This window comes from Brenneria izadpanahii, from assembly GCF_017569925.1.
Classification (GTDB): domain Bacteria; phylum Pseudomonadota; class Gammaproteobacteria; order Enterobacterales; family Enterobacteriaceae; genus Brenneria; species Brenneria izadpanahii.
Map to the genome: position 1 here is coordinate 4,259,058 of NZ_CP050854.1, position 26,103 is coordinate 4,285,160.

27 protein-coding genes and 1 riboswitch are annotated in these 26,103 nt (G+C 53.2%); of the genes, 16 read left to right on the top strand and 11 right to left on the bottom strand.

All coding sequences use genetic code 11. The features are described from left to right. Window positions 1-21 precede the first annotated feature (21 nt). Complete coding sequence (locus HC231_RS18955; RefSeq protein WP_208228264.1) at window positions 22-1,245, top strand: M20 family metallopeptidase; 1,224 nt, start codon at window positions 22-24, stop codon at window positions 1,243-1,245. After that, the gene (locus tag HC231_RS18960) at window positions 1,245-2,363 is read left to right on the top strand and encodes a M24 family metallopeptidase (protein ID WP_343073004.1); all 1,119 of its coding nucleotides are present in this window, start codon (window positions 1,245-1,247) and stop codon (window positions 2,361-2,363) included. Before HC231_RS18955 ends, HC231_RS18960 begins: the two co-directional genes overlap by 1 nt. Before the next feature lie 30 nt (window positions 2,364-2,393). Here the strand turns inward: HC231_RS18960 and ribB are convergent, their stop codons facing one another. Then, on the bottom strand, window positions 2,394-3,047 hold the full coding sequence (ribB, locus tag HC231_RS18965; protein WP_208228265.1) for a 3,4-dihydroxy-2-butanone-4-phosphate synthase: 654 nt from the start codon (window positions 3,045-3,047) through the stop codon (window positions 2,394-2,396). A gap of 143 nt (window positions 3,048-3,190) precedes the next feature. Continuing rightward, a riboswitch (FMN riboswitch) is annotated at window positions 3,191-3,384 on the bottom strand. 215 nt (window positions 3,385-3,599) lie between these two features. On the opposite strand from ribB, the gene ubiK reads away from it, so the two are divergent. Further along, the gene (ubiK, locus tag HC231_RS18970; RefSeq protein WP_208228266.1) at window positions 3,600-3,887 is read left to right on the top strand and encodes a ubiquinone biosynthesis accessory factor UbiK; all 288 of its coding nucleotides are present in this window, start codon (window positions 3,600-3,602) and stop codon (window positions 3,885-3,887) included. Window positions 3,888-3,933: 46 nt separating this feature from the next. On the opposite strand, the gene yjeH is transcribed toward ubiK, so the two are convergent. Together yjeH and zipA are read right to left on the bottom strand one after the other, a co-directional pair. Continuing rightward, window positions 3,934-5,187: an L-methionine/branched-chain amino acid transporter gene (gene yjeH / locus HC231_RS18975; protein ID WP_208228267.1), complete on the bottom strand. Its 1,254-nt coding sequence runs from the start codon at window positions 5,185-5,187 to the stop codon at window positions 3,934-3,936. 107 nt (window positions 5,188-5,294) lie between these two features. Beyond that, a complete protein-coding gene (zipA, locus tag HC231_RS18980; RefSeq protein ID WP_208228268.1) occupies window positions 5,295-6,248 on the bottom strand; it encodes a cell division protein ZipA in 954 nt (317 codons plus the stop codon). Between the two features lie 224 nt (window positions 6,249-6,472). On the opposite strand from zipA, the gene cysZ reads away from it, so the two are divergent. From cysZ to crr, 5 genes are all read left to right on the top strand, one after another. Then, the gene (gene cysZ / locus HC231_RS18985; protein WP_208231418.1) at window positions 6,473-7,243 is read left to right on the top strand and encodes a sulfate transporter CysZ; all 771 of its coding nucleotides are present in this window, start codon (window positions 6,473-6,475) and stop codon (window positions 7,241-7,243) included. A 154-nt stretch (window positions 7,244-7,397) separates the two neighbouring features. Further along, window positions 7,398-8,366, top strand: a complete 969-nt coding sequence (gene cysK / locus HC231_RS18990; RefSeq protein ID WP_208228269.1) for a cysteine synthase A — start codon at window positions 7,398-7,400, stop codon at window positions 8,364-8,366. A 442-nt stretch (window positions 8,367-8,808) separates the two neighbouring features. Further along, the gene (ptsH, locus tag HC231_RS18995) at window positions 8,809-9,066 is read left to right on the top strand and encodes a phosphocarrier protein Hpr (RefSeq protein ID WP_005971891.1); all 258 of its coding nucleotides are present in this window, start codon (window positions 8,809-8,811) and stop codon (window positions 9,064-9,066) included. Between the two features lie 58 nt (window positions 9,067-9,124). Further along, window positions 9,125-10,852 carry a phosphoenolpyruvate-protein phosphotransferase PtsI gene (gene ptsI, locus HC231_RS19000; RefSeq protein ID WP_208228270.1) on the top strand — a complete coding sequence of 576 codons (1,728 nt, stop codon included), beginning with the start codon at window positions 9,125-9,127 and terminating at the stop codon, window positions 10,850-10,852. 48 nt (window positions 10,853-10,900) lie between these two features. After that, complete coding sequence (crr, locus tag HC231_RS19005; RefSeq protein WP_208228271.1) at window positions 10,901-11,410, top strand: PTS glucose transporter subunit IIA; 510 nt, start codon at window positions 10,901-10,903, stop codon at window positions 11,408-11,410. 96 nt (window positions 11,411-11,506) lie between these two features. Here the strand turns inward: crr and HC231_RS19010 are convergent, their stop codons facing one another. From HC231_RS19010 to HC231_RS19020, 3 genes are all read right to left on the bottom strand, one after another. Next, on the bottom strand, window positions 11,507-12,901 hold the full coding sequence (locus tag HC231_RS19010) for an ATP-binding protein (RefSeq protein ID WP_208228272.1): 1,395 nt from the start codon (window positions 12,899-12,901) through the stop codon (window positions 11,507-11,509). Beyond that, on the bottom strand, window positions 12,901-13,581 hold the full coding sequence (locus tag HC231_RS19015; protein ID WP_208228273.1) for a response regulator transcription factor: 681 nt from the start codon (window positions 13,579-13,581) through the stop codon (window positions 12,901-12,903). The genes HC231_RS19010 and HC231_RS19015 overlap by 1 nt, the downstream gene beginning before the upstream one ends. Before the next feature lie 234 nt (window positions 13,582-13,815). Continuing rightward, window positions 13,816-14,724, bottom strand: a complete 909-nt coding sequence (locus HC231_RS19020) for a LysR family transcriptional regulator (RefSeq protein WP_208228274.1) — start codon at window positions 14,722-14,724, stop codon at window positions 13,816-13,818. A gap of 148 nt (window positions 14,725-14,872) precedes the next feature. Here HC231_RS19020 and HC231_RS19025 point away from each other — a divergent pair, with 148 nt between their 5' ends. From HC231_RS19025 to HC231_RS19050, 6 genes are all read left to right on the top strand, one after another. Beyond that, window positions 14,873-15,544, top strand: coding sequence for an RraA family protein (locus HC231_RS19025; protein WP_208228275.1), 672 nt, complete (start codon window positions 14,873-14,875; stop codon window positions 15,542-15,544). Further along, window positions 15,538-16,749, top strand: a complete 1,212-nt coding sequence (locus HC231_RS19030; RefSeq protein ID WP_208228276.1) for an aminotransferase class I/II-fold pyridoxal phosphate-dependent enzyme — start codon at window positions 15,538-15,540, stop codon at window positions 16,747-16,749. Before HC231_RS19025 ends, HC231_RS19030 begins: the two co-directional genes overlap by 7 nt. Before the next feature lie 509 nt (window positions 16,750-17,258). After that, window positions 17,259-18,080, top strand: coding sequence for an ABC transporter substrate-binding protein (locus HC231_RS19035; RefSeq protein ID WP_208228277.1), 822 nt, complete (start codon window positions 17,259-17,261; stop codon window positions 18,078-18,080). Window positions 18,081-18,111: 31 nt separating this feature from the next. Further along, entirely contained in the window at window positions 18,112-18,810 is a 699-nt protein-coding gene (locus tag HC231_RS19040; protein ID WP_208228278.1) for an amino acid ABC transporter permease, read from the top strand. Between the two features lie 2 nt (window positions 18,811-18,812). Further along, window positions 18,813-19,553 carry an amino acid ABC transporter permease gene (locus tag HC231_RS19045; RefSeq protein WP_208228279.1) on the top strand — a complete coding sequence of 247 codons (741 nt, stop codon included), beginning with the start codon at window positions 18,813-18,815 and terminating at the stop codon, window positions 19,551-19,553. Between the two features lie 31 nt (window positions 19,554-19,584). After that, window positions 19,585-20,346, top strand: coding sequence for an amino acid ABC transporter ATP-binding protein (locus HC231_RS19050; protein ID WP_281397350.1), 762 nt, complete (start codon window positions 19,585-19,587; stop codon window positions 20,344-20,346). Window positions 20,347-20,481: 135 nt separating this feature from the next. Here HC231_RS19050 and cysM read toward each other — a convergent pair whose 3' ends face one another. The 5 genes from cysM to HC231_RS19075 all read right to left on the bottom strand — a co-directional run bounded on the left by cysM (window position 20,482) and on the right by HC231_RS19075 (window position 24,382). Next, on the bottom strand, window positions 20,482-21,363 hold the full coding sequence (cysM, locus tag HC231_RS19055) for a cysteine synthase CysM (RefSeq protein ID WP_208228280.1): 882 nt from the start codon (window positions 21,361-21,363) through the stop codon (window positions 20,482-20,484). Between the two features lie 215 nt (window positions 21,364-21,578). Next, window positions 21,579-22,478 carry a Dyp-type peroxidase gene (locus HC231_RS19060; protein WP_208228281.1) on the bottom strand — a complete coding sequence of 300 codons (900 nt, stop codon included), beginning with the start codon at window positions 22,476-22,478 and terminating at the stop codon, window positions 21,579-21,581. A 200-nt stretch (window positions 22,479-22,678) separates the two neighbouring features. After that, window positions 22,679-23,122 carry an arginine:ornithine antiporter gene (locus HC231_RS19065; protein ID WP_208228282.1) on the bottom strand — a complete coding sequence of 148 codons (444 nt, stop codon included), beginning with the start codon at window positions 23,120-23,122 and terminating at the stop codon, window positions 22,679-22,681. A gap of 47 nt (window positions 23,123-23,169) precedes the next feature. Then, the gene (locus HC231_RS19070; protein WP_208228283.1) at window positions 23,170-23,757 is read right to left on the bottom strand and encodes an RpoE-regulated lipoprotein; all 588 of its coding nucleotides are present in this window, start codon (window positions 23,755-23,757) and stop codon (window positions 23,170-23,172) included. 199 nt (window positions 23,758-23,956) lie between these two features. Next, the gene (locus HC231_RS19075) at window positions 23,957-24,382 is read right to left on the bottom strand and encodes a GNAT family acetyltransferase (protein WP_208228284.1); all 426 of its coding nucleotides are present in this window, start codon (window positions 24,380-24,382) and stop codon (window positions 23,957-23,959) included. A gap of 229 nt (window positions 24,383-24,611) precedes the next feature. Here HC231_RS19075 and hemF point away from each other — a divergent pair, with 229 nt between their 5' ends. Together hemF and HC231_RS19085 are read left to right on the top strand one after the other, a co-directional pair. Beyond that, window positions 24,612-25,556 (top strand): oxygen-dependent coproporphyrinogen oxidase, encoded by a 945-nt coding sequence (hemF, locus tag HC231_RS19080; protein WP_208228285.1) that lies wholly within the window; start codon window positions 24,612-24,614, stop codon window positions 25,554-25,556. Further along, a complete protein-coding gene (locus HC231_RS19085; protein ID WP_208228286.1) occupies window positions 25,556-26,002 on the top strand; it encodes a YaiI/YqxD family protein in 447 nt (148 codons plus the stop codon). Before hemF ends, HC231_RS19085 begins: the two co-directional genes overlap by 1 nt. Window positions 26,003-26,103: the final 101 nt, after the last annotated feature.

A 26,103-nucleotide genomic window follows, 5' to 3' on the forward strand; every position in this document is an offset into this window, starting at 1 on the left:
AATGATAAATAAGAGTACATTATGACATCAGAACAACTGTTGGCATCCATCGACACCCAATATTGCCTGAATTTTTTGGCTAGCATGGTGCAACATAAAAGCTATAGCGCCACAGACGGCGAACGCAGGTTGGCCGATTATATGGTGGAGCAAATGCGGTCCCTGGGATTAAGCGCGGAGCTGCACCCCGTTCCCGGCGAGCGTTACAACGCCATCGGCACGCTGCACGGCGCCGGCGGCGGCAACAGTCTGCTGTTCAACGGCCACTTGGATACCAACCCCGTCACCGAAGGCTGGACCGTCGATCCGTGGGGCGGCAAGATTGACGACGACTTTATTTATGGCATCGGCGTCTCCAACATGAAGGCCGGCGACGCGGCCTATTTCTGCGCGCTGAAAACGCTGATTGACGCGGGCGTCAGGCTGAAAGGCGACGTTATCCTGACTTACGTGGTAGGAGAGTTGCAGGGCGGCATTGGCACGATCGCCGCCATCGAGCAGGGGATCAAGGCTGATTACTTTATCAATGCCGAACCGACCGATTTGCAGGCGTTGTCCATGCACGCCGGCTCGCTGATGTTTACCATCGAACTGGTGGGAGATACCCGCCATCTGTCGAAACGGGAAGAAGCGGTCGACGCCATCATGGCGGCGGTCGAACTGATCCCGCAAATCAACGCGATGACCTTCTCCGGCGCGAAAAGCCCTGAACATCTGAAAATCAACCGGGCCCACATCGGTACGGTGCATGGCGCGCTGGGGCGCGATCTGGAAGAGTGGCGCCCGCCCCAGGTTGCCGATTTCGTTCGTATGAAAGGCTCCGCCCGCTTTGCGCCCGGCCAGACCGTGGAAAGCGTGCTGGCCGATCTGCAAGGCAAGCTGGATCGGTTGGTTGAGAAGTTCCCCGGCTTACAGGCGACGCTGTTCGATGACGGCAAAAGGGATCGCCCCACCATGCTGCCGTTTGAAGTCTCATCCGATTCACGCATTGTGCAGGCGGTCAATCGGGCCTATCAGACCGTTCGCGCGGAAAAACAGCCCACCGGCGCGATTACGCCTCCGGCCTTCTACGGCACCGACGCCGCCCACTTCTACCAGATGTTGGGCATGGAGGGCATCGTCTGCGGCCCAGGAGGAAAATTCAATACCATGCCGGACGAACGGGTGCATATCGCGGATTTTCTCGACATGATCCGCATCTATATGCTGGCGATCCTCGATATCTGCCAGCCCGTGGAGGCCTGATGAGCGACGTAAATCATGCCGCCCTGGCCAGGTTACGAACGGCGATGAGTTCGGCGCAAGCCGATCTCCTCATCGTCGACCAGGGGGAGCTCCTGGCCTGGCTGACTGGATATAGCGTATCAGAAACCCTGTACCGCGCCTGTCTGGTTCCGGTGCAAGGCGACCCCTGGATGGTGCTGCGCCAGTTGGATGAAGCGCCTTGCCGCCAAAGCAGTTGGCTGCGGGAGATCGTTACCTTCGACGACCACCAATCGCCCTGGCAATGCGTGGCGGACAGCATAGCGGCAAAAGGATACGGAAGCGGCAGGATCGCCGCGGACTTCAACTCTTACGGCATGACGGTGCACAACTGGCGGCAGTTGCAAAAATGCCTGCCCGGCTCGCATTGGGTTGATATGACCGGCGTCAGCGATCGGTTAAGGCAGGTAAAATTCCCTCAGGAACTGGCCTACCTGCAACAGGCCGCCGATATCGCCGATCGCGCCATGTCGGCGCTGGCGGAACAGGTCAGGGGCGGCTGGCGGGTACGGGACGCGGCGGCGCTGGCGGCCGCCTGTTTCCTGCGTGAAGGCGCCGACACCGGAGAAACCGGGCCTATCGTCTGCTCGCGCAGCGACAACGGCTTTCTGCATAACAGCAACCACGAGCACCGCCTGGCGGCCGGCGATATTCTGCATGTCGAACTGATCCCGAAAGTCAGGCATTACAGCGCCCGGATTATGCGGCCGATATTTATCGGCCAGCCAACGGAGCAGCAGCAACAGGTGGCGCGGCAACTGATTGAATTGCAGGATCGGCAGTTGGCGATGATGACCCCGAACACGCCGGCCACTGAAGTGGACGCGTTACTGCGCGAAGGGGTGATGGCTGCGGGATTACGCCGCGCTTACGGCAACGTCACCGGCTGCGCGTTAGGGTTATATACCCGCACGCCCAGACCCAGCGACTTTTCATACTGCTTTACGCCGGCGGCAAACTGGCAATTGGAAGAGAATATGGTTTTTCATATGTATGCGTCGGCGCAGGGGATCGCTTTCAGCGAAACGGTGCAGGTGACGCCCCAGGGAGGAAAGCGCCTGAGCCGATTGCCCAGGCAGGCGTTTATTGCGCCATATTGATATATGGCGCGTTATCTTGAATCAAGAAAATCAGCTGGCTTTACGTTCCGTCGCCTGGCGATAGGCCACGATATCCTCAATCGTCAATACCGGCATATTATGCTGTTTGGCGAAGGCGATCACTTCCGGCGCGCGCGCCATGGAGCCGTCATCGTTGGTCAGTTCGCACAGTACGCCGGCCGGTTTCAGGCCAGCCAGCGTAGCCAAATCGACCGACGCTTCAGTGTGTCCGCCGCGGGTTAATACGCCGCCCGGCTGAGCGCGCAGCGGGAAAACGTGTCCGGGGTGGCTCAAATCGCTCGGTTTGGCATCGTCGGCAATCGCCGCACGGATGGTGGTAAGACGATCCGCCGCGGAAACCCCGGTGGTGACGCCTTCCGCCGCTTCGATAGTGATGGTGAACGCGGTTTGATAATGGCTGGAGTTATGCTCCACCATCATCGGCAACTCCAACTGCTGACGGCGCTCTTCCGTCAGGCACAGGCAAACAATGCCGCTGCCGTGGCGGATCGTCAGCGCCATCTGTTCTACGGTCATATTTTCAGCCGCAAAAACCATGTCACCTTCGTTTTCACGATTTTCGTCATCCAGCACCAACACGCCGCGGCCTTGACGCAAAGCATCAAGCGCGTGTTCCACACGTTCAAACGGGCTGCCGAATTCAGAAAGTAATGTCTGATTCATGGTAAAAAAACCTCAATGTTAATATGGATTACCAGAACCAGGGCGAGATTAAGGAGCCGCCATCGCAACAAGCTGCGTTGCAATGACTAAAAAATAACGCGAGTGGATATAATTATATAAAAATATAACTACCCGACAGGTACCGTTACTCTCTCCCGTCCGGACTCTAACCGTCGGCTCCGGAATTACACCGGATCTGCTGACCTCACGCTGGAAAACCAAACTATTCGCCGGTAAACCAACAGTGAGCGCTCGCGGGCTTCCAACGCGTATATAACAATATATATACGGCTGGTTTACCGCCGGTGGGGAATTACACCCCGCCCTGAGAATAAGCGGATTTACTATAGCGCCAATGCAGTAACAGGGCAATTGATTAACAACAAGAAATGTGACGTTACTCCACGGAATAATCGCCAGGCGCATCAAGCCAGTATCAAGCGGAAACGTGGAAGATGGCGGGGATAAATGTGAGTTTTAGTTTATCCGGCAATCAACTAGCATTACACTGAACGCTATGATCATCCGACATAGCATAATCAGGAAAGCGCCATGATTGACACGAAGAAGATTGAACAGATCGCCCGTCAGGTGCATGAGTCCATGCCGAAAGGTATCCGGGAGTTGGGCGACGACGTAGAGAAGAAAATTCGTCAGGTATTACAGGCGCAGTTTAGCCGGCTTGATTTAGTCAATCGCGAAGAGTTTGACGTTCAGACCCAGGTGCTGCTGCGCACGCGTGAGAAAATCGCCCGGCTGGAGCAACGCCTGAGCGAGTTGGAAGCAAAGCTCTCCGCCGAAGAGAAACCGGCCGCCGCCGAGAAGCCAGACGGCGAATAATCTCGTCGTCATTAACGCCTCCGCCCGCCTGGCCGGAGGCGTCGTCTTAATCGAGAGCGAGCTTCCTTTGTTTATGCGGCAGGAAAAACCAAAGTAACGCCAGCACGATAAGCGCATAAAGCGATTTCCAACCGATCATCAATAACAGCGCGCAGCAAAGCAGGCTGCCGATCATCGCCATAACTCTGGCCCGGCCTTTCAGTAATCGCCATCCCGACAGCATGCACAGCAGATAGATCAAAACAAAAATTCCATTCGCGTACACGATAAGCTGATCCAGCGGCAATTTCAGCCAGTAAATCAGTAAACAACTCATCACGCAGCACGATACCACAGCAGACAGCGCATTGGTTGGCGTCTGTCCGGCGGAGAGCCGAGCCAGCGCGCTGCCCGCCGGCGCCTGCGACCATACCAGACGGGCAAAACCCTGCGTATAGATATTCACACCGGCAAAACAGGCCAGATAGCCGACAAGACAGGCAAGCCACATCCCCTGCTCGCCGAATAACTGTACGACGATACGCGGCAGCGACGAGGTCGCCACCCACGCTTCGCCATAAGCATGGAAGTGCAACACGGCGACGGTGCATCCCCAGTAAACCGCGCCGGCCACCAACATGCCGATCAGCAATGCCCTGGGGAAATCGCGTTCCGGCACGCGGAACTCCGTCGCCATATGGGCAAAAGCCTCCATGCCGACAAAACACCAGAACATCACTGCCAACGCATCAAAAGTATTCGGCCAGGAAAACTCACTGGCCGCCGGCCAATGGATTTGGGCCGGCGTAATGCCCCCCTTCCACCAGATGGCTACCACCAATCCGACGACCAACAGCGCGATAATGACCTGAATATTGCCGCTCGATCTCGCACTACGCCTCCCCAGCAGCCATATCCCGCCAAGCGTCAGCAACTGCACCAGCAGCAATTCATTCGTGCTCCAGCCGAATACGGCCTGCCAAAAACCGGCGGCAATCTGTAACGCGGCCGGCAACCCAAGCGGAATAACCGACAGAAATAGCCAACCGCTGACCCGCGCCAGACGAGGTCCGAAAGCCATGGCGACAAAATGGGCGGTTCCTCCGGCATTGGGAAAGTGCTGCCCCAGCGCCGCGAACCCGATCGCAATCGGGAAAACGAAAAGGATCAACAACGGCCAAGCCCACAGACTATCCTGCTGGGCAATCTGCGCGATCAGCGCCGGCACCGCAAAAACGCCCGTCCCCAGCAGAGAAGTGGAAAGCAGTCCGACGCCTTGCATCATGCTCAGCTCCTGTTTTAATCCTTTTGTTTCACTCACGCTCACTCACCTTATTTTTTCATTGTTTTTCCAGGCCACGCAGCATCAATCCATGCAAAAAAAAAAGCCCCCAAAACGGAGGCCTTGTCACGAATCATTATCCTGCGTCAGGTATTGGCTTTCAATACGTCCCGAATTCGCGCTTTATAAGATTCGACTTTCTGCGGCGTCATCATCCGGCGTTCATCGTCAAGAACGACGCCGCCGACATCATCAGCGATACGCTGCGCCGACTGAAGCATCAGCTTAAAGTTCTGACTGGCATCGCCATAAGAAGGCACCATCATAAACATGGAGACGCCGGGAGTGGAAAACTCGGACATCTCATCCGGGTTAAATGAACCGGGTTTCACCATATTAGCCAGGCTGAACAACACCGGTCCGCCACCGGACGGGTTGACATGGCGATGGAAAATATTCATTTCCCCAAACTGGAATCCCGACTGCAACACGCTTTGCAGCAGCAGTTCGCCGCCGATAACGCCGCCCTGATGCGCGGCGACGTGCAGTACCAAAACAGCCTCTTTCGGTTGTTCATTCTGGACGGGTTCAGCGGAAGGCGACGCAGAGCGAGCCGCAGCGGACTCTTTTTCCTCTTGAACCTCTTGCTCATGGGGAGCATCGGCAAATACGGACGGTTCGCGCGAGGGCTTGTCCAGCTTAGGCTCGACGCTCTGGGCGGCGCGGCCATCGCTATGTATCTGAGAACGTGGGGAATCAACCGGCGCGGGTTCATCTAGCAGCGGATCGTATGACGACTCCGGTTGAGCGGACGGTTTGTCAAATGATGATTTAGCTGCGGGCCGCGTTTCCTCATCCGCATGATAGCTCCCCAGCGGGGGCTCATTCTGCGAACGTCCGCTCTTCACGCGAACTTCGCCGACGCCTTCATCAAGCTCTTCAAGCGGGGTTTCATCACGCTCTTTCTTCAAACGCTTAACCGGACGATCGCGAAAAAGGGACGAGCGCTCTTTACGGCTGGTCCACAAGCCGTGCAGCAACAGCGCTATTATCGCGATCGCGCCAACGACGATTAATATCAGACGCAAGTCCTGCATCATTGCTATCCCAATTGTTCCAATACATTGCCACCGCGGCAAAGACTTATATACCACTAACTCTATTTGCCTGCGTACACAAGTGCAAGTCTGCACGGTACATTATGACAATAAAGATAGGTACAACGCATTTTTTTGCTGTTTTTTCATCCAAATGCAGACTGGTCAGTATAAAATCATCCCGATATGATGCAGCCATGCATAGACAACCAGAGAACAATGACCCCATGCCTTATTTAAAACCGGTTGATAAACCACGCAGCGGCATCCACTATTTTCTTGAAGGATGGCGCCTGATTTCGCTGCCCGGCATCCGCCGATTCGTCATTCTGCCTTTATTAGTGAATATTCTGCTGATGGGCGGCGCATTTTGGTGGCTCTTCACCCGCCTGGGCGATTGGATCCCGCAGGTTATGAATCATATTCCTACGTGGCTCCAGTGGCTTAGCTATCTTATCTGGCCGATCGCCGTGCTATCCATTTTATTGGTGTTCGGCTATCTGTTCAGCACCATCGCCAATTTCATCGCGGCGCCGTTCAATGGCCTGCTGGCCGAACAACTGGAAGCGCGCCTGACCGGCCAGGCGTTGCCTGACAGCGGCATTCTGGGGATTGCCAAAGATGTTCCCCGCATTATGAAGCGGGAAGTACAGAAGCTGGCTTATTACCTGCCGCGCGCCGTCTTTCTGCTTTTGCTCTATTTTATTCCCGGAGTCGGACAGACCGTCGCCCCCGTGCTCTGGTTCTTGTTCAGCGCCTGGATGCTGGCCATCCAGTATTGCGATTATCCTTTCGATAACCATAAGGTCAGTTTTCCCATCATGCGTCAGGCGCTGCGCCGGCATAAAGTCACCAATATGCAGTTTGGCGCGCTGATCAGCCTGTTTACGCTGGTTCCCTTTTTAAATTTGGTCATTATGCCGGTGGCGGTTTGCGGCGCGACGGTCCTTTGGGCCGAATGCTACCGCGACCTTTCCGCCATACGTTCAAAACAGTAATGAGAGACGGCGCATATTGGCCGATGTTTCGTGTTGTAATGAAAACATATTTCCTAAGAACATAACGATATAGCAATTCTTTACTTCCCTGACGGGTGTGAACGAGTATTCTCTCTATGTTCGCAAAAATTTCATACAGTTATAAGGACGGGCTATGAGCAAGATCTATGAAGACAATTCTTTTACAATCGGCCATACGCCGCTGGTTCGCCTGAACCGTATCGGCAACGGACGCATTCTGGCTAAGGTTGAGTCGCGCAATCCTAGCTTCAGCGTTAAATGCCGTATCGGTTCCAATTTGATCTGGGATGCGGAAAAACGCGGAGTGCTGAAAAAAGGCGTCGAACTGGTCGAACCCACCAGCGGCAATACTGGTATCGCATTAGCCTATGTTGCCGCCGCGCGCGGTTATAAGCTGACGCTGACCATGCCGGAAACCATGAGTATCGAACGCCGTAAACTGCTTAAGGCGCTGGGCGCGAAGCTGGTGCTTACCGAAGGCGCGAAAGGCATGAAAGGCGCCATCGCCAAAGCAGAAAAGATTGTCGCCAGCGATCCTGACCGTTTCTTACTGTTGCAGCAGTTCAGTAACCCGGCCAACCCGGAAATTCATGAAAAAACCACCGGGCCGGAAATCTGGGAAGATACCGACGGCGCCGTTGACGTATTTATCGCCGGCGTAGGTACTGGCGGCACCCTGACCGGGGTGAGCCGTTACATTAAAAATACCAAAGGCAAGGCAATCACCAGCGTGGCGGTGGAGCCGGCGGATTCTCCGGTTATCAGCCAGGCGCTGGCGGGCGAAGAGATAAAACCAGGCCCGCATAAGATTCAGGGGATTGGCGCCGGCTTCATCCCGGATAACCTCGATCTCAAACTGGTCGACCGGGTAGAAAAAATCACCAACGAAGAAGCTATCAGCACCGCTCGCCGCTTAATGGAAGAAGAAGGCATTCTAGCGGGGATCTCTTCAGGCGCCGCGGTTGCCGCTGCGTTGAACCTGCTCAAAGAAAAAGAATTTGAAGATAAGACCATCGTGGTTATTCTGCCGTCTTCCGGTGAACGCTACCTGAGCACCGCGCTCTTTGCAGACCTCTTTACCGAACAAGAACTGCAGCAATAAATTTACTGACGGTCTCGAGACGGCAAGTAAAGGCAATGTTAAAAAAGCACCTGCCCAGGTGCTTTTTTTAATCCATTTTTGTGGTGCACTTCAAACTTTCCACCATATGTGGATTGCTTTTCTGGCTTAGGTCTAGTATTTAACCGAACAATTATTTCGATGCGTGAAATTAATAACTGCCGGATAACCGCTATTCGCTGAATCGATTTAACTGATGCAAAGATGGTTGTATCATCGTTCTGATTGCCCGGTTCAAACAATGATTCAAGAATCAGGCGGTGTTTGGTGGTATTTTATTCAGGAAATACTTTACGTTTCCTTGCCGCATCCCGGCCTGCCCCTGTAACATAATCAGGTGCTAACCACACAGGCTAAAGTTTCGCGCATGCGCTAAACTTTAGCTCCACAACATCAATCTAATCCATAAGTTGGGGAAAACAGAATGTTCCAGCAAGAAGTGACTATTACCGCACCGAATGGCCTGCACACGCGTCCTGCTGCTCAGTTTGTCAAAGAAGCCAAAGGCTTTACTTCAGAAATCACCGTAACATCCAACGGAAAAAGCGCCAGTGCCAAAAGCCTATTTAAGTTACAGACACTCGGCTTAACTCAGGGTACTGTAGTTACCATCGCTGCAGAGGGCGAAGACGAACAAAAAGCTGTGGAACATCTGGTTAAACTAATGGCTGAGCTTGAGTAATAGACGAGCCTTACAGACAAGCTTTTTAGTGAACATCAGAATCGAGTAAGGTAGGGTTATGATTTCAGGCATATTAGTATCACCGGGTATCGCTTTCGGTAAGGCGCTCTTACTGAAAGAAGATGAAATAGTCATCAACCGGAAAAAAATCTCTGCGGACCAAGTAGAGCAAGAAGTTGAACGTTTTCTGACTGGCAGGGCCAAGGCCGCTAAACAGCTGGAAGCCATCAAGATCAAAGCGGGCGAAACGCTGGGCGCAGAGAAGGAAGCCATCTTCGAAGGCCACATCATGTTGCTGGAAGATGAAGAGTTCGAGCAGGAAATCATAGCCCTGATTAAAGAAGAGCATGCTTCTGCCGACGCAGCCGCGTTTTCCGTGATTGAAAACCAGGCGAAAGCGCTCGAAGAACTGGACGATGAATATCTGAAAGAACGTGCGGCGGACATGCGTGACATCGGCAAACGTCTGCTGAAAAACATTCTGGGCATGACGATTATCGATCTGGGCGATATCGAAGACGAAGTCATCCTGGTCGCTTCCGACCTGACGCCTTCTGAAACCGCGCAGCTTAATCTGAATAAAGTCCTGGGCTTCATCACCGACCTGGGCGGCCGTACGTCCCACACCTCCATCATGGCCCGCTCGCTGGAATTACCCGCGATTGTCGGCACCACCGATGCGACCAAACAAGTTAAAAACGGCGACTTCCTGATCCTGGATGCGGTCAACAACAAAATCTATCAGAATCCGTCATCTGAAGTTATCGAAGAATTAAAAGCCGTTCAGCAACAATACAACACAGAAAAGCATGAACTCGCCAAACTGAAAGATCTGCCTGCCGTCACGCTGGACGGTCATCAGGTGGAAGTTTGCGCCAATATCGGCACCGTGCGCGATGTCGCCGGCGCTGAACGCAACGGCGCGGAAGGCGTAGGCTTGTATCGTACCGAATTCCTGTTTATGGATCGCGACGCCTTGCCGACCGAAGAAGAGCAGTTCCAGGCTTATAAAGCCGTCGCCGAAGCCGTCGGCGCTCAGGCCGTGATCGTCCGCACCATGGACATCGGCGGCGACAAAGATCTGCCGTATATGAACCTGCCGAAGGAAGAGAACCCATTCCTTGGCTGGCGCGCCATTCGTATCTGTCTGGACCGCAAAGAAATTCTGCATGCCCAGTTGCGCGCCATCCTGCGGGCTTCCGTATTCGGCAAGCTGCGCATCATGTTCCCGATGATCATCTCGGTTGAAGAAGTGCAAGCGCTTAAAGCGGAACTGGAGATGCTGAAAGGGCAGTTGCGGGAAGAAGGCAAAGCGTTCGACGAATCCATTGAAGTGGGCGTAATGGTTGAAACGCCGGCGGCGGCGACCATTGCCCATCATTTAGCTAAGGAAGTTGACTTCTTTAGTATTGGGACAAACGACTTAACCCAGTATACTCTGGCAGTTGATCGGGGTAATGAGCTGATTTCCCATCTCTACAACCCGATGTCTCCAGCAGTATTGACCCTGATTAAGCAGGTGATTGACGCATCCCATGCCGAAGGTAAGTGGACAGGAATGTGTGGTGAGCTCGCTGGTGACGAACGTGCTACACTACTGTTATTGGGAATGGGTCTGGACGAATTCAGCATGAGTGCAATCTCTATCCCACGCATCAAGAAAATTATCCGTAATGCGAATTACGAAGATGCGAAGGCGCTGGCGGAGCAGGCATTGTCCCAACCGACTGCGCAAGAGTTGAGCAACTTAGTGAGCCGTTTCATTAAAGAAAAAACGCTCTGCTGAGTCCGCTATACTGGACGCTGACCCGATATTAACGCTTAGGAGAAGATCATGGGTTTGTTCGATAAATTAAAATCTCTGGTTTCTGATGATAAGAAAGATACTGGAAGCATCGAAATCATTGCGCCGCTGTCTGGCGAGATCGTCAATATTGAAGATGTTCCTGACGTCGTATTTGCTGAGAAGATCGTGGGCGACGGTATCGCCATTAAGCCTGCGGGTAACAAAATCGTCGCTCCGGTAGACGGGACTATCGGCAAAATTTTTGAAACTAACCATGCTTTTTCTATCGAGTCTGATAGCGGTATTGAATTATTCGTTCACTTCGGTATCGATACCGTTGAACTGAAGGGCGAAGGTTTCAAACGTATTGCCGAAGAAGGTCAGCGCGTGAAGAAAGGCGATGTCATCATTGAGTTCGATCTGCCTTTGTTGGAAGAAAAAGCCAAATCGACTTTAACCCCGGTGGTTATCTCCAATATGGATGAAATCAAGGAATTGGTTAAACTGAGCGGCACCGTGGTTGTGGGTGAAACGCCGGTTATCCGTATTAAGAAATAAATTGCATCGCCATCGATGGCTTTAAAGCCATCGTCTAAAACGGCACCATCAAGGTGCCGTTTTTTATTTCTTTCTATATTAATTGCCCAGCGGATTTTAAGACGCGAACCGCAAACGAGGAATGCACAGGCAGATAACCAGCCCGCCCTGCTCGCCGTTCTCGGCTTCGATGTGTCCGCCATGAGCCAGCACCACTTTACGGGCGATAGCCAACCCCAGCCCATATCCTTTGCCGGAAACCGGCGACTCGATACGAACAAAGGGATCAAAAATACTGGACAGCTTGCTTTTCTCCACGCCCGGCCCCTGATCGGCTACGCGTATCGTCCATTCACGCTCGTCGCCTTTCAGCGAAACATAAACCTTCTGCGCCCGCGAAGAAAAACGCAGCGCATTGCGCACGATATTGTCGATCGCCCGGCGCATCAGCTCCGCATTCCCTTTAACCGTGTGATCCAGGCTTTCATCCGCCTCAAAGAGGATGTCGACGCCGGGAACCTGAGCCTCATAGCGCGCATCATTGACCACGGCTTTGACCAATCCCAGCAAATCAAAATACTCTTCGTCAATACCGGAGTTTTGGGTACGCGACAATGCCAGCAACTCGCCGATCATCTTGTCCATACGGGCGGCCTCACGCTCGATTCTCTGCAGCGAGTTTTCCGTATTTTCGGCATTCTGATGAACCAACCCTATCGCCAGCTGTAATCGCGCCAGAGGAGATCTCAGCTCGTGAGAAACGTCGTGCAGCAGTTGCTCTCGGGTGCTGACGAGTATATCCAGCCTTTCGACCATCGAATCAAAGTCACGAGCGACCTCGCTGATCTCGTCATGCCGCTTACGCATCAGCGGCAGCAAACGCACGGTGAGATCGCCCTGGGCCACCCGTCCAAAGCCGGCGCGCATCTGATCGAGCGGCCGGGCCAGGTTCCACGCCAATAGCCAACTGAAAAGCAGCCCGCAAAAACCGCCGATCAAGAACAAGGGGGTGGGTATGTTGAGAATTTCCCGCGGCCGGGTACGAGGACGAAACTCGTCACGTAGCTGATTGGTATCGAAGCGAACCTGATACCACTCGCCTTGCGGCCCCTGCACCTGCCTTACCGCATTGGCCAAGGCAAACGCGTCAAATTCGGAATTGGGCCTGAGCGAACGCCCGAGTCCCGGCGCCGGCTGAGCGTCCTGCGCCGATCCGCTCCCGATTTCCTGCGCGGATAGCGGTTGCGATGATGCGGTTACCGCGATATAACCCCGCTCCTTTTCCGGCCATTGAGCCGCCACGGCATTCCACTCGGCCTGTCCCCCGTGCCGCAACGCGGCCAACGCGATGTTTGACTGCATGTCGACGATACGCGTAACCGCCGTCTCCTCCATTGATCTATGCGGTTCGCCATACAAAGAGAACGCCAGCCATAACAGCTGCGAGATGATGATAAACGTCAGCCAGAATCCCAGTAATATTTTCCAAAAAAGCCGTCCGCGTATCATCATTAACGAATCCGGTATCCCACGCTGCGCACGGTTTCAATGGTCATCGTATTGCCATCCAGCGCGCCGAGTTTCTGGCGGATATTGCTGATGTGCACATCGACGCTGCGATCGTAGGCCTCACGCCGCCGTCCCAGGCACTTTTCCGACAGTTCATCTTTTGAGACCACCCGTTCAGGAGCCCGCAACAGCAACTCCAGTAAATTAAACTCGGAGGCGGTAAGATCAAAAGCCTGTCCCCGCCATTCGCTGCTGCGCGTCGCCGGATTAAGCACCAGATCGCCATATGAGGCTACGCTATCATCCTGTTTCTTACTGGGCTGATCGTCATAGCGCCGCAGAACCGCCCTAAGCCGCGCAACCAGTTCACGCGGATAACAAGGCTTCGGCATGTAGTCATCGGCGCCCATTTCCAGCCCGATAACGCGATCGATATTGTCGCCTTTCGCCGTCAGCATAATCACCGGCAACTGTTGGTTCTTTCTTATCTGGCGCAACACATCGATACCGCTCATATCGGGTAGCATGATATCCAGAATAATGGCGGTGTATTCTCCCGACATCGCCCCCTCAATCCCTTCTTTGCCGGTCAATACCCTTGATGTAGCAAATCCCTCGGCATTCAGGTATTCGCAAAGCATATTCCCCAATTCTACGTCATCATCGACCAGTAAAATTTTCATATCCTGTCCCCATTCGCGGATGTATCGTGCATTCTCAGGCCTGGCATAAATCTTAGCAGCCAGATTTACAGAATTCTTACCCTTCATTAACTAAAGATTACCGGTGCTTTTCCACACAACGCGTAAATTAACGCTTTTAATCCCGTCCCTGTATATGAAAATCCCCTCAATGGTAATAAGCATAACGGCGACCAGGTAATAAAAGAGCAGCCGTCCCCCGCCTGAAGCGGCCATTCAATCATCATTTGATAACTGCAACTTATTGAAATCACACAGCTCAGCGGCCTTTTCCGCGATAGCAGGAACAACGCCAAAGGTCCGATCGGTGCGGTACATAACGGCATAACGTACCAGCGGCGGCGCGGGCTTCAGTTTTATTACCCCAAGCTTTTGTTGATCCACCAGAAATTTCAGACACTTTACGGGAAGGTAGGTGATGCCGATACCTGAAATCGCCAGCCCAATCTGGGCCAGCAAATTGTTGCTGATAATATTTTTGTTGAACGTAATACCCCGGCTCGAAAAGTAGCGCTCATAAATCAGGCCGGTGCCGGACTGCGCGCCTTGTAATAGAAACGAATAGTCGGGGATATCCAATAAATTCAGTTCAGTGCCGTGGGGGATAAGCTTCGGCGAACACATCCAGGCATTTTCAACGCTTTTTAACGGCACCGAGATCAACCGGACGTCATTGAAAATATCAGGGACGATAATTAAATCCAGCAAGTCATTGGTGATATTTTCATATAAAACCGAACTCAGCTCAATTGACGGCTCAATCTGCACTCTGGGATACACCATTCGAATCGACTCGATCAGACTCGGCAGCCACGTCATCGCCGTCAACTCAGTCACGCCCAGGCGCAACCGGCTGACCAGTACCTGTTTATCACTGATCCTCTCCAGCAGTTGATCGCGCCGATGAATAATATCGGTACAGTAATCCAGCAGTTCCCGGCCCTTTTCCGTCAGTTGAGCGCTGCGGCTCCTTCTGTCGAAAATTTCAATATTGAAGGATTCCTCAAGCTCATGGATCCGTTTCGAAATGGCCGATTGCGACATATTGAGCTTACTGGCGGCCGCTTCAAAACTCCCTGACGTGACGATCCAATAAAGCGCATCAATTTGCTTGAAGGTGATCATAGCGCTATCTCATGAACAAAAGTGATGAGTTAATTCCATAAAATATCGCTAAAACTCTCCAAATACTATGGGTAGTATCACAATTGCTGTTGTGTACACATAACCGCCGATCAAAGGCTGATGCAACACTATGATTCAGAGGGGAAAAATGAACTTACCCGGAAGCGAGATTAATCCTGCGCCAGAGCCTGCCAGCCAGCAAGTACGCGACGCCTTTATTCATGTCGTCACCCCGCATATCAGCGACAGCCTGTCACGCAGCATCGGTATTAACGGCCTCACCCGTTATAACCAGTCTGGAAAACTCATCGGCAGCGCGCTCACCGTGAGATCCCGCGGCGGAGATAACCTCATCGTCTATCAGGCCATGACCATGCTCAAACCCGGCCACGTGCTGGTTATTGACGCCGAAGGCAATATGAATAATGCGGTAATCGGCGAACTGATCAAACTGGAGTCGGTAAGGCGCGGCTGCGTCGGATTCATCGTGGATGGCGCAATACGCGATATCGCCAGTTTTGCCGATACGCCTTGCTATGCCAGAGGGGTGACCCACCGCGGCCCTTACAAGGATGGTCCGGGCGCAATCAATATTCCGGTCAGCGTTGGCGGACAGGTGGTCAACCCAGGCGACATCGTGGTCGGCGATGAAAATGGCGTCGTCTGCTTTGCCCCCCGGTTTGCCGACGAACTGCTCGCGCTCGCCGCTGAACACGCAGCCAAAGAGGAAGCCATCAAACAGCAGATAGCCTCCGGCGCGGAAGACCAAACCTGGTTCACTCACATACTCAGACAAAAAGGATTACTTAAATCATGGTAAATAAAAAACAGATATCCGGGCGTCTGAACCGCATCAAACCATCGCCCAGCATTGCCGCCAACGATCTGGTCAATAAACTGCGGTCGGAAGGCAAGGATATTATTAATTTCACCATTGGCGAACCGGACTTTGATACGCCGGAGCACATCATAGCCGCTGCGATTGCCGCGATGGGAAACGGCGAAACTCACTATACGCCGGCCAATGGAACCCTGGCGCTGAGAAAAGCGGTCAGCGAGAAATTAAGCCGGGATAATCAACTGGATTATTCCCCGGATGAGATTGTCTGCGGCTGCGGCGGAAAGCACATTATTTTTCATGCCTTTGCGTCGACGTTGAATGAACAGGATGAGGTGATCATTCATGCGCCATACTGGGTGTCCTATCCGGATCTGGCGCTCCTGAACGAAGCCTTCCCGATCGTTATTAAAGGCCGCGCAGAAGATAACTTTAAACTTACGCCGCAAGCGCTGGAAAACACGCTTACCGCCAACACCAAATGGCTGGTATTGAATTACCCGAATAACCCAACCGGCGTTATCTATACGGAAGCGGAACTTCTCGCGCTTGCCGAGGTATTAAGAAAATATCCCAACGTGCTTATCATGCTGGATGAAATCTATGAATATTTCGTCTATCCCGGTAATAAGCACCTCTCTATGGCTAAGGTCGCCCCGGATTTGAAAGATCGCATTCTGATCATCAACGGCGTCTCTAAAGGCTACGCCATGACCGGATGGCGCCTTGGCTACGGCGCCGGGCCGCAATGGCTGATCGCCGCGATCGGCAAATTGATCTCCCAGACCACAACCTGCCCCAGTTCCATCAGCCAGGCCGCCGCCGCCGCCGCGCTTTCCGGCGACCAGACGCCGGTGCGCCGCATGCTGGATATTTACCAGCAACGCCGCGACCGGATATCGGAGCTATTAGCCGATGTGCCGGGGCTACGCTTTACGCCGCCGTCCGGCGCATTTTATCTATTCCCGAACGTTGCCGGACTGTTGGGAAAGGTCACGCCGGCAGGCGGGGTAATTAACTCCGATGACGATGTAGTGCAGTATTTACTACAGGAAGGCGGCGTGGCTACCGTTGGCGGCCGGGCTTACGGCCTGTCTCCCTATATCAGGATTTCCTTTGCCAGCTCGCTGGATATTATTGAAGAAGGATGTAACCGCATTAAGAACGCGCTCGCCAAATTAAAGTAACGCGTTAAGATTCAAACACCGTTTTATATTTCTCTGGTTATATTCCCGCTAGATGATGACTCAAATTAATTGAGCCATCATCTATTTCACCAATGGCATATTAAAATCCTATATCTCCCGATAAGACGTAAAATAAAAATCATTAATCCCCTCTAAACCAGAATATGCGCCATTTCCGTTATCTTCGCAGCGAATCATGAAGAAAAGTAATTTTAAACCAACATAAAAAATCACTTTTTTTGCCTGGATAAATGGTCTATTACTACTATTCATAGTGTGTTGCGTCCGTTGATGCCGGTTACAACCCATTGATGAGCACATTAATTTTATCGTACGCCAGTATCTCTGGGACATCCTGACCGCCAAACGGAACGGTATGGCCGAAGATTATCAACATATCTATATCGATTTTTATTTCGACAAACACACAGTGAAGGTAAGACGTATTGCCTTCACCTTATTACCTCTAGCCGTTTTATATAGAACGTTTGTAAACAAGGGGAACGACAATGCGTAAAACATTAATAGTCACATTGAGCGCGGTTGTGATGTCTTTTCTGACAGGAACATCGGCCCATGCCGATCAGCTTTCCGATATCAAAAATAAAGGAACGCTGGTATGCGGCACCTTAGGCACCGCCGAACCATTTAGCTTTCCCAATCCTCAAACCCGAGAAATCCAGGGATATGACGTAGATTTTTGTAACGCCATCGCTAAAAGCCTGGGGGTTAAACCAGAGCTCAAATTAATCTCCGTCGCCGCGCGCATTCCTGAATTACAGCAGGGCCGCGTTGACCTGCTGATCGCCAACCTCGGCTGGACGCCGGAACGCGCGCAACAAATCGTCTACAGCGATAGTTACTATGCCAGCTTGCAGAAGGTCGCGTCTAAAGTCAGCCAGGGATTCAAAACGCTGGACGATCTTGAAGGCAAACGCGTAAGCGCGCCAAAAGGCTCAACCTCCGAGGCCGCCGTGAAAAGCCGTTTACCCAGCGCCAAAGTCATCACCTTCCAGGATCCTCCCGCTGCGTTCCTCGCCATGCAGCAGGGTAAGGTAGAAGGCTTTGCCGTTTCTGAAATTATGCTGATGAAATTCAAAAAACAGGTCGAAAGCACTTCTCCTATCGCCATCCTCGAACCGGCGTTAATGACCGAAGCATGGGGCGTCGGCATGAAGAAAGGCGAAACCGCATTGACCGATCAGGTCAACAGTACCTTGCAATCCATGGAAAAATCGGGGGAAGCGCAACAGATTTTCGACAAATGGTTGGGTGAAAACACAGCCTATGGTCTACAGCGAGGCTTCACTATCGAACCGATAAAAGGCTGATAGAAAAGAAAAAAACATATCAGGAGATTCAATGGGAACCCAATTAGATTTCTCAGTTTTGACACAAGGCGAGTATCCGCACTGGATACTCCAGGGCGTCATTACGACCGTTGAACTGACAGCATTGGCATGGGTAATTTCTCTGGTGGTGGGGACGTTGCTCGCCCTGATCCGCATGAGCAATAGTCGCGTGGGTAAAATGCTGGTGGCCTGCTATGTTGAGTTTCATCAGAACGTCCCGATGCTGGTGCAGATTTTCCTCTGGTATTTCGGCATTCCCACGTTATTTCCCGAAGAGGTGCAGGCCTGGACGAATACGCATAACAGCGAATTCCTGTTTGCGTTTATTGCGGTCGGGCTATGCATGGGCGCTTATATATCGGAGGATCTTCGCGCCGGCATCCGAACGATACCCCGATCGCAGATTGAAGCCTCCCGGGCATTGGGGCTGGGGTATGTACAAGCGTTCCGCCTGGTTGTATTTCCACAAGCGGTTCGAGTCGCTCTACCGACATTAATCAACCATACCGTACTGCTGTTCAAAAACACCAGCTTGGCAATGACCGTCGGCGTTGCGGAACTGACCTACGTAGCGAGAGAAATTGAGAGCCAGACATTTCACACCGCCGAAATTTACGCGGTGGTTACCGCCCTGTACTTGTTGGTCTCTTTGCTCATTATGTTTACCGGTTCCGTGCTCGAACAGCGCTACCGTATTAAGGCGAGGTAGGAATGAGCGATATCCTGTTAATTTTTAAAGATAACTGGTTGCTGTTGCTCGTGGGCCAATATCCTCATGGTCCGCTTGGCGGGTTGGCGATTACTTTTTTGCTTTCCATTTTTGGTCTGCTGCTCGCTTTCCCATTGAGCGTGGCTATCGCCCTGGCGCGCGTCAGCCCGTTCCGCTGGCTGAGCGTACCGGCTACCGTGCTGGTTTATGCGGTGCGCGGCATCCCATTGGTTATGCTGATTTTTTGGGTGTACTTTTTCGTCCCGCTGTTAATCGGCCAGACGGTGAACGGTTTCACCACCATGCTGGTGACGCTGGTGATTTATCAGGCGGCCTATCTCGCGGAGATCATCCGCGCCGGGATCGTCGGCCTGCCCAAAGGCCAGACTGAAGCCGCGCGCGCGGTAGGACTGAGCTATATGCAAACCACCGTAAAAGTGATCCTGCCGCAGGCGCTCTACAACATGATGCCGGCCATGATTAGCCAGTTTGTTTCGACCATAAAAGAGACCTCGCTGGGCTATGTCATCAGCGTGAACGAACTGACGTTCGCCGCTAATCAAATTAACAGCACGCTTCTGACCAAACCGTTCGAAGTCTTCCTGATTCTGACCGTTATTTATTTTTTACTTTGTTTTTCATTAACACAATTAGCTCGTTACGTAGAAAGGCGCATCAATAAAAAACGCGCCGGCGAGAAAAAAACAATAATTACTGAACTATCCACTTCAGCTTCAAGCTGAATGGACAATGAATTCCACACCAGGGAATCTTATGATGACAAATAACACAACGCGCAAAGTACCAATGATTGTCTTTAAGTCAGTCAATAAATGGTATGGGGATTATCATGCGCTGAACGATGTGACAGCGCACATTTCCAAAGGCGAAGTAGTGGTTGTTTGCGGCCCTTCCGGGTCGGGAAAATCGACGCTGATCCGTACGGTAAATCGTCTGGAGGATATACAACAGGGGTCGATACAATTTGACGGGCAAGACATTCACTCGCCGGCATTGGATCTGAATAAATTTCGCAGCCATGTCGGATTTGTGTTTCAGAGCTTTAACCTTTTTCCCCACTTATCGGTGGCCGAGAATATTATGCTGGCGCCGGTCAACGTCCTGAAGAAAAAGAAAAGCGAAGCGCGGGAGCGGGCGAAAGAATTACTCCATCGCGTGGGGCTGGCGACCAAAATCGACGCGTATCCGGGCCAGCTCTCCGGCGGACAGCAGCAGCGGGTGGCTATCGCCCGCGCATTGGCGATGGATCCGCCCGCCATGCTGTTCGACGAACCGACCAGCGCGCTAGACCCGGAAATGGTCGCCGAAGTGTTACAGGTAATGAAGAGTCTGGCCAGAGAGGGGATGACCATGATGTGCGTCACGCACGAAATGAATTTCGCCCGTGAAGTAGCCGATCGCGTCTTATTTATGGATAACGGATGCCTGGTCGAAACCTCGACCCCGGATGCGTTTTTCTCAAATCCGCAGAGCGAGCGGGCGCGGAAATTCCTTACCGAGCTTCGCTCCCATTAGCGCCGGGAATTACGCCGGTTTACGGAAGGCGGCGTCACGGTTATTGGGCCGGCGTCACAGCGCTTCAATAGGCTGAAACATTACACGGCGGCAGCGCCGAATGTGAACGCTCAGGAGAGCCTCCCGCCCATCCGGCTAGTTGAACACGCCCGTCGATAAATAGCGATCGCCCCGATCGCAGGCTATCGCCACGATAACGCTGCCGGGGTTTTCCGCCGCAATACGCAACGCGGCGGAAACCGCGCCGCCGGAGCTGACGCCGCAGAAAATCCCTTCCCGCTGAGCCAGCTGACGCAGCGAGTTTTCCGCGTCGAGCTGGGAAATATCCAGAATACGGTCGACAAGTTCAGCGTTGAAAATGCCCGGCATATATCCCGGCGACCAGCGCCGAATACCGGGGATATGGCTTCCCTCCTCCGGCTGTAGCCCCACGGTGACGATCTCGCGGCGTTGCGCTTTCAGGTAACGGCTAACGCCGGTGATGGTGCCGGTGGTTCCCATACTGGAGACAAAGTGCGTTAATTTCCCCGCGGTCTGCCGCCAGATTTCCGGGCCGGTGGTTAAAAAGTGGGCTAGCGAGTTATCCGGGTTATTAAACTGATCCAGGACTTTCCCCTCCCCCGACTGCGCCATCTGCCGGGCTAAATCGCGCGCGCCCTCCATTCCCAGATGCTGACTGACCAAAATCAACTCGGCGCCATAGGCGCGCATCGCAGTCTGCCGCTCGTAGCTCATATTCTCCGGCATCAGCAAACGCAGGCGATAACCTTTAACCGCCGCAATCATCGCCAACGCAATGCCGGTATTACCGCTGGTCGCTTCGATCAACCTGTCGCCCGGCGCGATATCGCCGCGTTTCTCCGCCTGTTGAACCATGGATAACGCGGCGCGATCTTTTACCGATCCCGCAGGGTTGTTTCCCTCAAGCTTCAGCCAGACCTCGCTGTTCATTCCCTGCGTCAAACGCTGTAATTTCACCAGCGGGGTATTACCAATACAATGCTCAAGTGTTGTCAAAAACCTATCCCCATAAATGTCGTATGCGACGCTTATCAGATGCTCACCGCCCCCTAAATGCCTTTGTTATCATACTCCGTTATTCATCATTCGGACTACTTCCGACAGATCGATACAGACGGACAACGGCGCTATAGCGGCAAGAGAGGAAGAGATCGATAGGATAAGCCGCCGCGGCAAGGATCATGACCGGGGCGGCGGCAAAAGCGGGATGATTACAGCGTCAGCAGGCGATCCAGAGAAGGCGCAAAGAAATAGCTGCCGCTCACCGCACGGGTAAAGCGCAGCATATCGTCACGCTTGCCATCCAGCTCGCCGAACATGCTCAGCAATTGCTGTTCGATATTGCGCAGCCGGGCGCAGTAAGCGATGAAATAAAGACCATGCTTGCCGCTTGCCGTACCGTAAGGCAGGCTTTGACGCACGATCTTCAACCCCTTGCCCTCTTCCTTTAAATCAACGCGGCTAACGTGAGACGTAACGGGACGCTGCTCAGGCGGGAGCTCTTCGCTATCCTGTTTGGTGCGGCCGATCATCTGTTCCTGCTGCTCGACGCTGAAGCGCTGCCACTGTTTCAGATTATGTTCCCAACGCTGGGTAAAGACATAGCTGCCGCCGGCGTCCGGCTGACCGTCAGGAATGATCGCCACATCGTAGCGGGCATCGCCCTGCGGGTTTTCCGTGCCATCGACAAAGCCGCTTAAATCGCGCTCTTCAACCCAGCGGAAACCGTGTACCTCTTCTTCCACATGTATCGCGCTGCCAAAAGCGGCCAGCGCCGCCTGCGCCAAGCTGAAATTCACGTCATGCCGCAATGAATGAATATGAATCAGCAGATCGCGTTGGGTCGCCGGCGCCAGCCCTTTGCCCAACGGCGTAAAAGGCTTCAGTTCCAGAGCGGAGTGTTGGCAATCCAGATCGCGCCACACGTCGCTGCCAAAAGCGAGCACCGCGCCCAGGCCGGCGTCGGGAAACTGCTGTTGCAGTTCGGACAATACCTGGCAAAACTTTTTACATCCCTGACGAATGGCATCAAATTCCCCCTGGATCATGGCTTCCATATAAATGGCAAAACGGCGGTGTTCCAGCAAAATACCGCTCTGAATTTGTGTCATCTTTGCTTCCTCAATCTTAAGCATGCTTCTTTATTGTTGTCTGCGGTTCAAAATACGCAGCCGCCTATCATACCGGAAGAGATAAGGTTTTTACTTTGCTTAAACGCAAAATCGCCATGAACGCCGGGTTTCTTACCCATAGCCATCGCCGCAATATCAAAAAATATTTGAATCTCAACAAGAAGGAAAATGCATATTTGTTATGAAACTGGGTTTTCCCGCCGTTTTACGCGGATAAGACGCAAAGTCAGCACTTTGGCTATTTCAGAAAATAACAGCAATCCGAGGTTCAACAGCGCGTGGTGAAAACCGATGACGCCAATCAGCCAGGGAATAAAAGAGAGGGAAGGCGCCGCCGTCAATAGTCTGAGCGGCGTTTGGAGATACGCCAACGTAACGGCAAAGCGGTGATGACGTAAAAAAAGCCCGGCGGATACCGGAATGGAAAGCGTTAAAATCAGCGACAGCCCGAAAAAGACGTCAAGGTAGCCGCCATGAAAAGGACGCAGCCGCCAAAAAGTAAGGACTTCATCGTAAATTGGAATGTTGTTATGCGAAAAATTCAGCCACAGGTAACGAACGACATAAAAGAGATCCATGATCCCCCAGAAATAAAAAACCGATGCCGCGTTTATCCGCCCCATGACTGAATTCTTCCTTGCCCGCAAAATAAAGAGTCGGAGCGCCGCAATCAATCGCGAGCCTGGGCATGCCAGACGATCTTGCTGACCCGCCAGTCTTTGAGAATATCGTCAGGCGGCATCAACCCTTCCGGCCCGTTCCACTCGCCGGAGAACAGATAGCTGACGTGTTTGCTCTGCGGCGCCACACACTCAACGCTTTGGGCGTCATCCCCCTGTCCCGGCTGACAGGAGCCGAATGCCTTACTGTAGGCCGAACTGAACGCATCGCCGATTTTTACGCCCCACTCACTGTCAATCGCCGCATCCATCACTTCAACTTTCCGCACATGGCTTTTCGGTTCGCCGCTGATCACCAGCTTCACGTCATTACCGTCCAAGGCTTGATAGAACGCGACCAGTTGACCGTTGTTCGAGCCCATGCCGCTACGCAGCCGATAGTTATTATCCAGCGCCTCGCGCAAAATGGATTCAGATAACGGCGTACCGGCATTGATCGCGCCGACGCCGGTATCCGTAACTTGAATCGAGCCGCCGAACCAGTTAAACGGCGACAGGCTGGACCAGGAAAAATTGGACATGGCGCTGCACCCGCTCAGTACCAGCGGTAAACCCAGTAACAGTGGGCGGAATCTCATTACATTTACTCCTCAATATTGAACGGCCCCACGATCGGCCGTCGTCACCCGATTCGAGTTTGAGTATAGAGTTGACGGAAAGTGCCGTAAAAAGCGGGGCAATCTCGCTAAAGATTACCATTAATGATAATGCAGGGAGAAAGCTCAGTAATCCAGAGCCTTCTCTAACAGAGGCGGGAATGGGGCTGCCGGCGACGGATCAGTACTCCTGATCCTCAATCAGACGTTTACCCAACGTAACGCTGTCCACCATCTCATACTCCAGCTTTTCATACATACCGATAACGGCGTCGTTATCTTCACGCACCATCAGATGGATTTTGGGGCAACCGCGAGCGATGAGTTTTTTCTCCAGACGGCTGATCAGCGCATTGGCGATGCCTCTGCCACGGAAATCCGGGTGAACGCCGAGATAATAGGCCGAGCCGCGATGACCGTCGTAGCCCCCCATAACGGAGCCCACCACTTCGCCGCCGACCTCCGCGATCAGAAACAGATCGGGATCGTGATTCAGCTTGCGCTCAATATCCATTTCAGGATCGTTCCACGGACGCAGCAAATCGCAGCGTTCCCAAAGCGTGATCACTTCTTCAAAATCATCTTGCCGGAATATGCGGATTTCCATCACATTTACCACGTTGCAATTAGGTAAGCTCTGATTATCGCGTGATTTGTGTCAGACGCAATATCAAATTGCAGCCAGCCAGTGGAAAGATCCCCAACCAGCCCATTTTTTGACGCATCTGGACCGTTGCGAGCGTCGTTGAAAATCGCTCCCGGCGATTTTTTATTGATCGGCAATAGTCGCTATACTGTCTTGCCCGTTATTTAACACCTTGAAGGAACCAGTGCGCATGCCTCGCATCAATGCTGTAAAAACTTTCCTGCGTACGTTGCAGGATGATATCTGCCGGCAGCTTGCCGCCGCAGACGGCGCCGGCGATTTTGCCGAAGACATCTGGCAGCGCGCGGAAGGCGGCGGCGGATGCAGCCGCGTCCTGTCCGGCGGAGGCGTATTCGAACGCGCCGGCGTCAACTTTTCCCATGTATCGGGCCTCGCATTGCCGCCATCCGCCAGTGCTCACCGTCCTGAACTGGCCGGGCGCAGCTATCAGGCGATGGGGGTTTCGTTGGTTATTCATCCGCAAAACCCTTATGTTCCCACCAGCCACGCCAACGTGCGCTTTTTCATTGCCGAAAAACCGGGGGAAGAAGCGGTATGGTGGTTCGGCGGCGGCTTTGATCTGACGCCATTTTATGGCTTCAAGGAAGACGCGGTGCACTGGCATCAGACCGCACGCGATCTATGCCGTCCTTTCGGCGCGGACGTTTATCCCCGTTACAAAAAATGGTGCGATGACTATTTTTTTCTAAAACACCGCAACGAAGCGCGCGGCATCGGCGGACTATTCTTTGACGATCTGAATACGCCTGATTTTGCTACCTGTTTCGATTTTACCCGCGCGGTCGGCGAAGGTTTTTTAAGCGCCTATCTGCCGATCGTCGAGAGGCGCAAAGCCTTGCCGTGGGGCGAGCGCGAGCGCGAATTTCAGCTTTACCGCCGCGGCCGCTACGTGGAATTTAATCTGGTGTGGGATCGCGGTACGCTGTTCGGACTGCAAAGCGGCGGGCGCACCGAATCCATTTTAATGTCGATGCCGCCGCTGGCCCGCTGGGAATACCAGTATCAGCCCGAACCCGGCAGCCCGGAAGCCGCGCTGTACCGGGATTTTTTACCCGTCAGAGACTGGCTGAACGATGACAGCCACGGAGCAATCCCAACAGGAGTAATCAAGTAATGCAGATTTGGGTCGACGCCGACGCCTGTCCTAACGTCATTAAAGAGGTCTTGTTTCGTGCGGCGGATCGCACCGCCACGCTGACCACGCTGGTGGCCAACCAGTCATTGAAAGTGCCGCCATCGCGCTTTATCCGAACTCTGCGCGTCGCCGCCGGATTTGATGTCGCGGACAACGAAATTGTGCGCCGGGTTGAAAGCGGCGATCTGGTGATCACCAGCGATATTCCGCTGGCTGCCGAAGTGATCGAAAAAGGCGCCGTGGCGCTCAATCCGCGCGGCGAGCGCTATACGCCGGACACCATCCGCGAACGGCTGAATATGCGCGACTTTATGGACACCATGCGCGCCAGCGGCATCCAGACCGGCGGTCCGGCGACCCTGAGCCAGCGCGACCGGCAGCAGTTTGCCGGCGAGCTGGATAAGTGGCTTCGGCAATCAATGTAGTGTCATCGGATATAGAAAAGCCTGCGTCAGCAGGCCAAGTTTGATAACAAACCTTTTGGTTCTAACCCCACCCCAACCCTCCCCCTTCGCAAGAGAGGGCG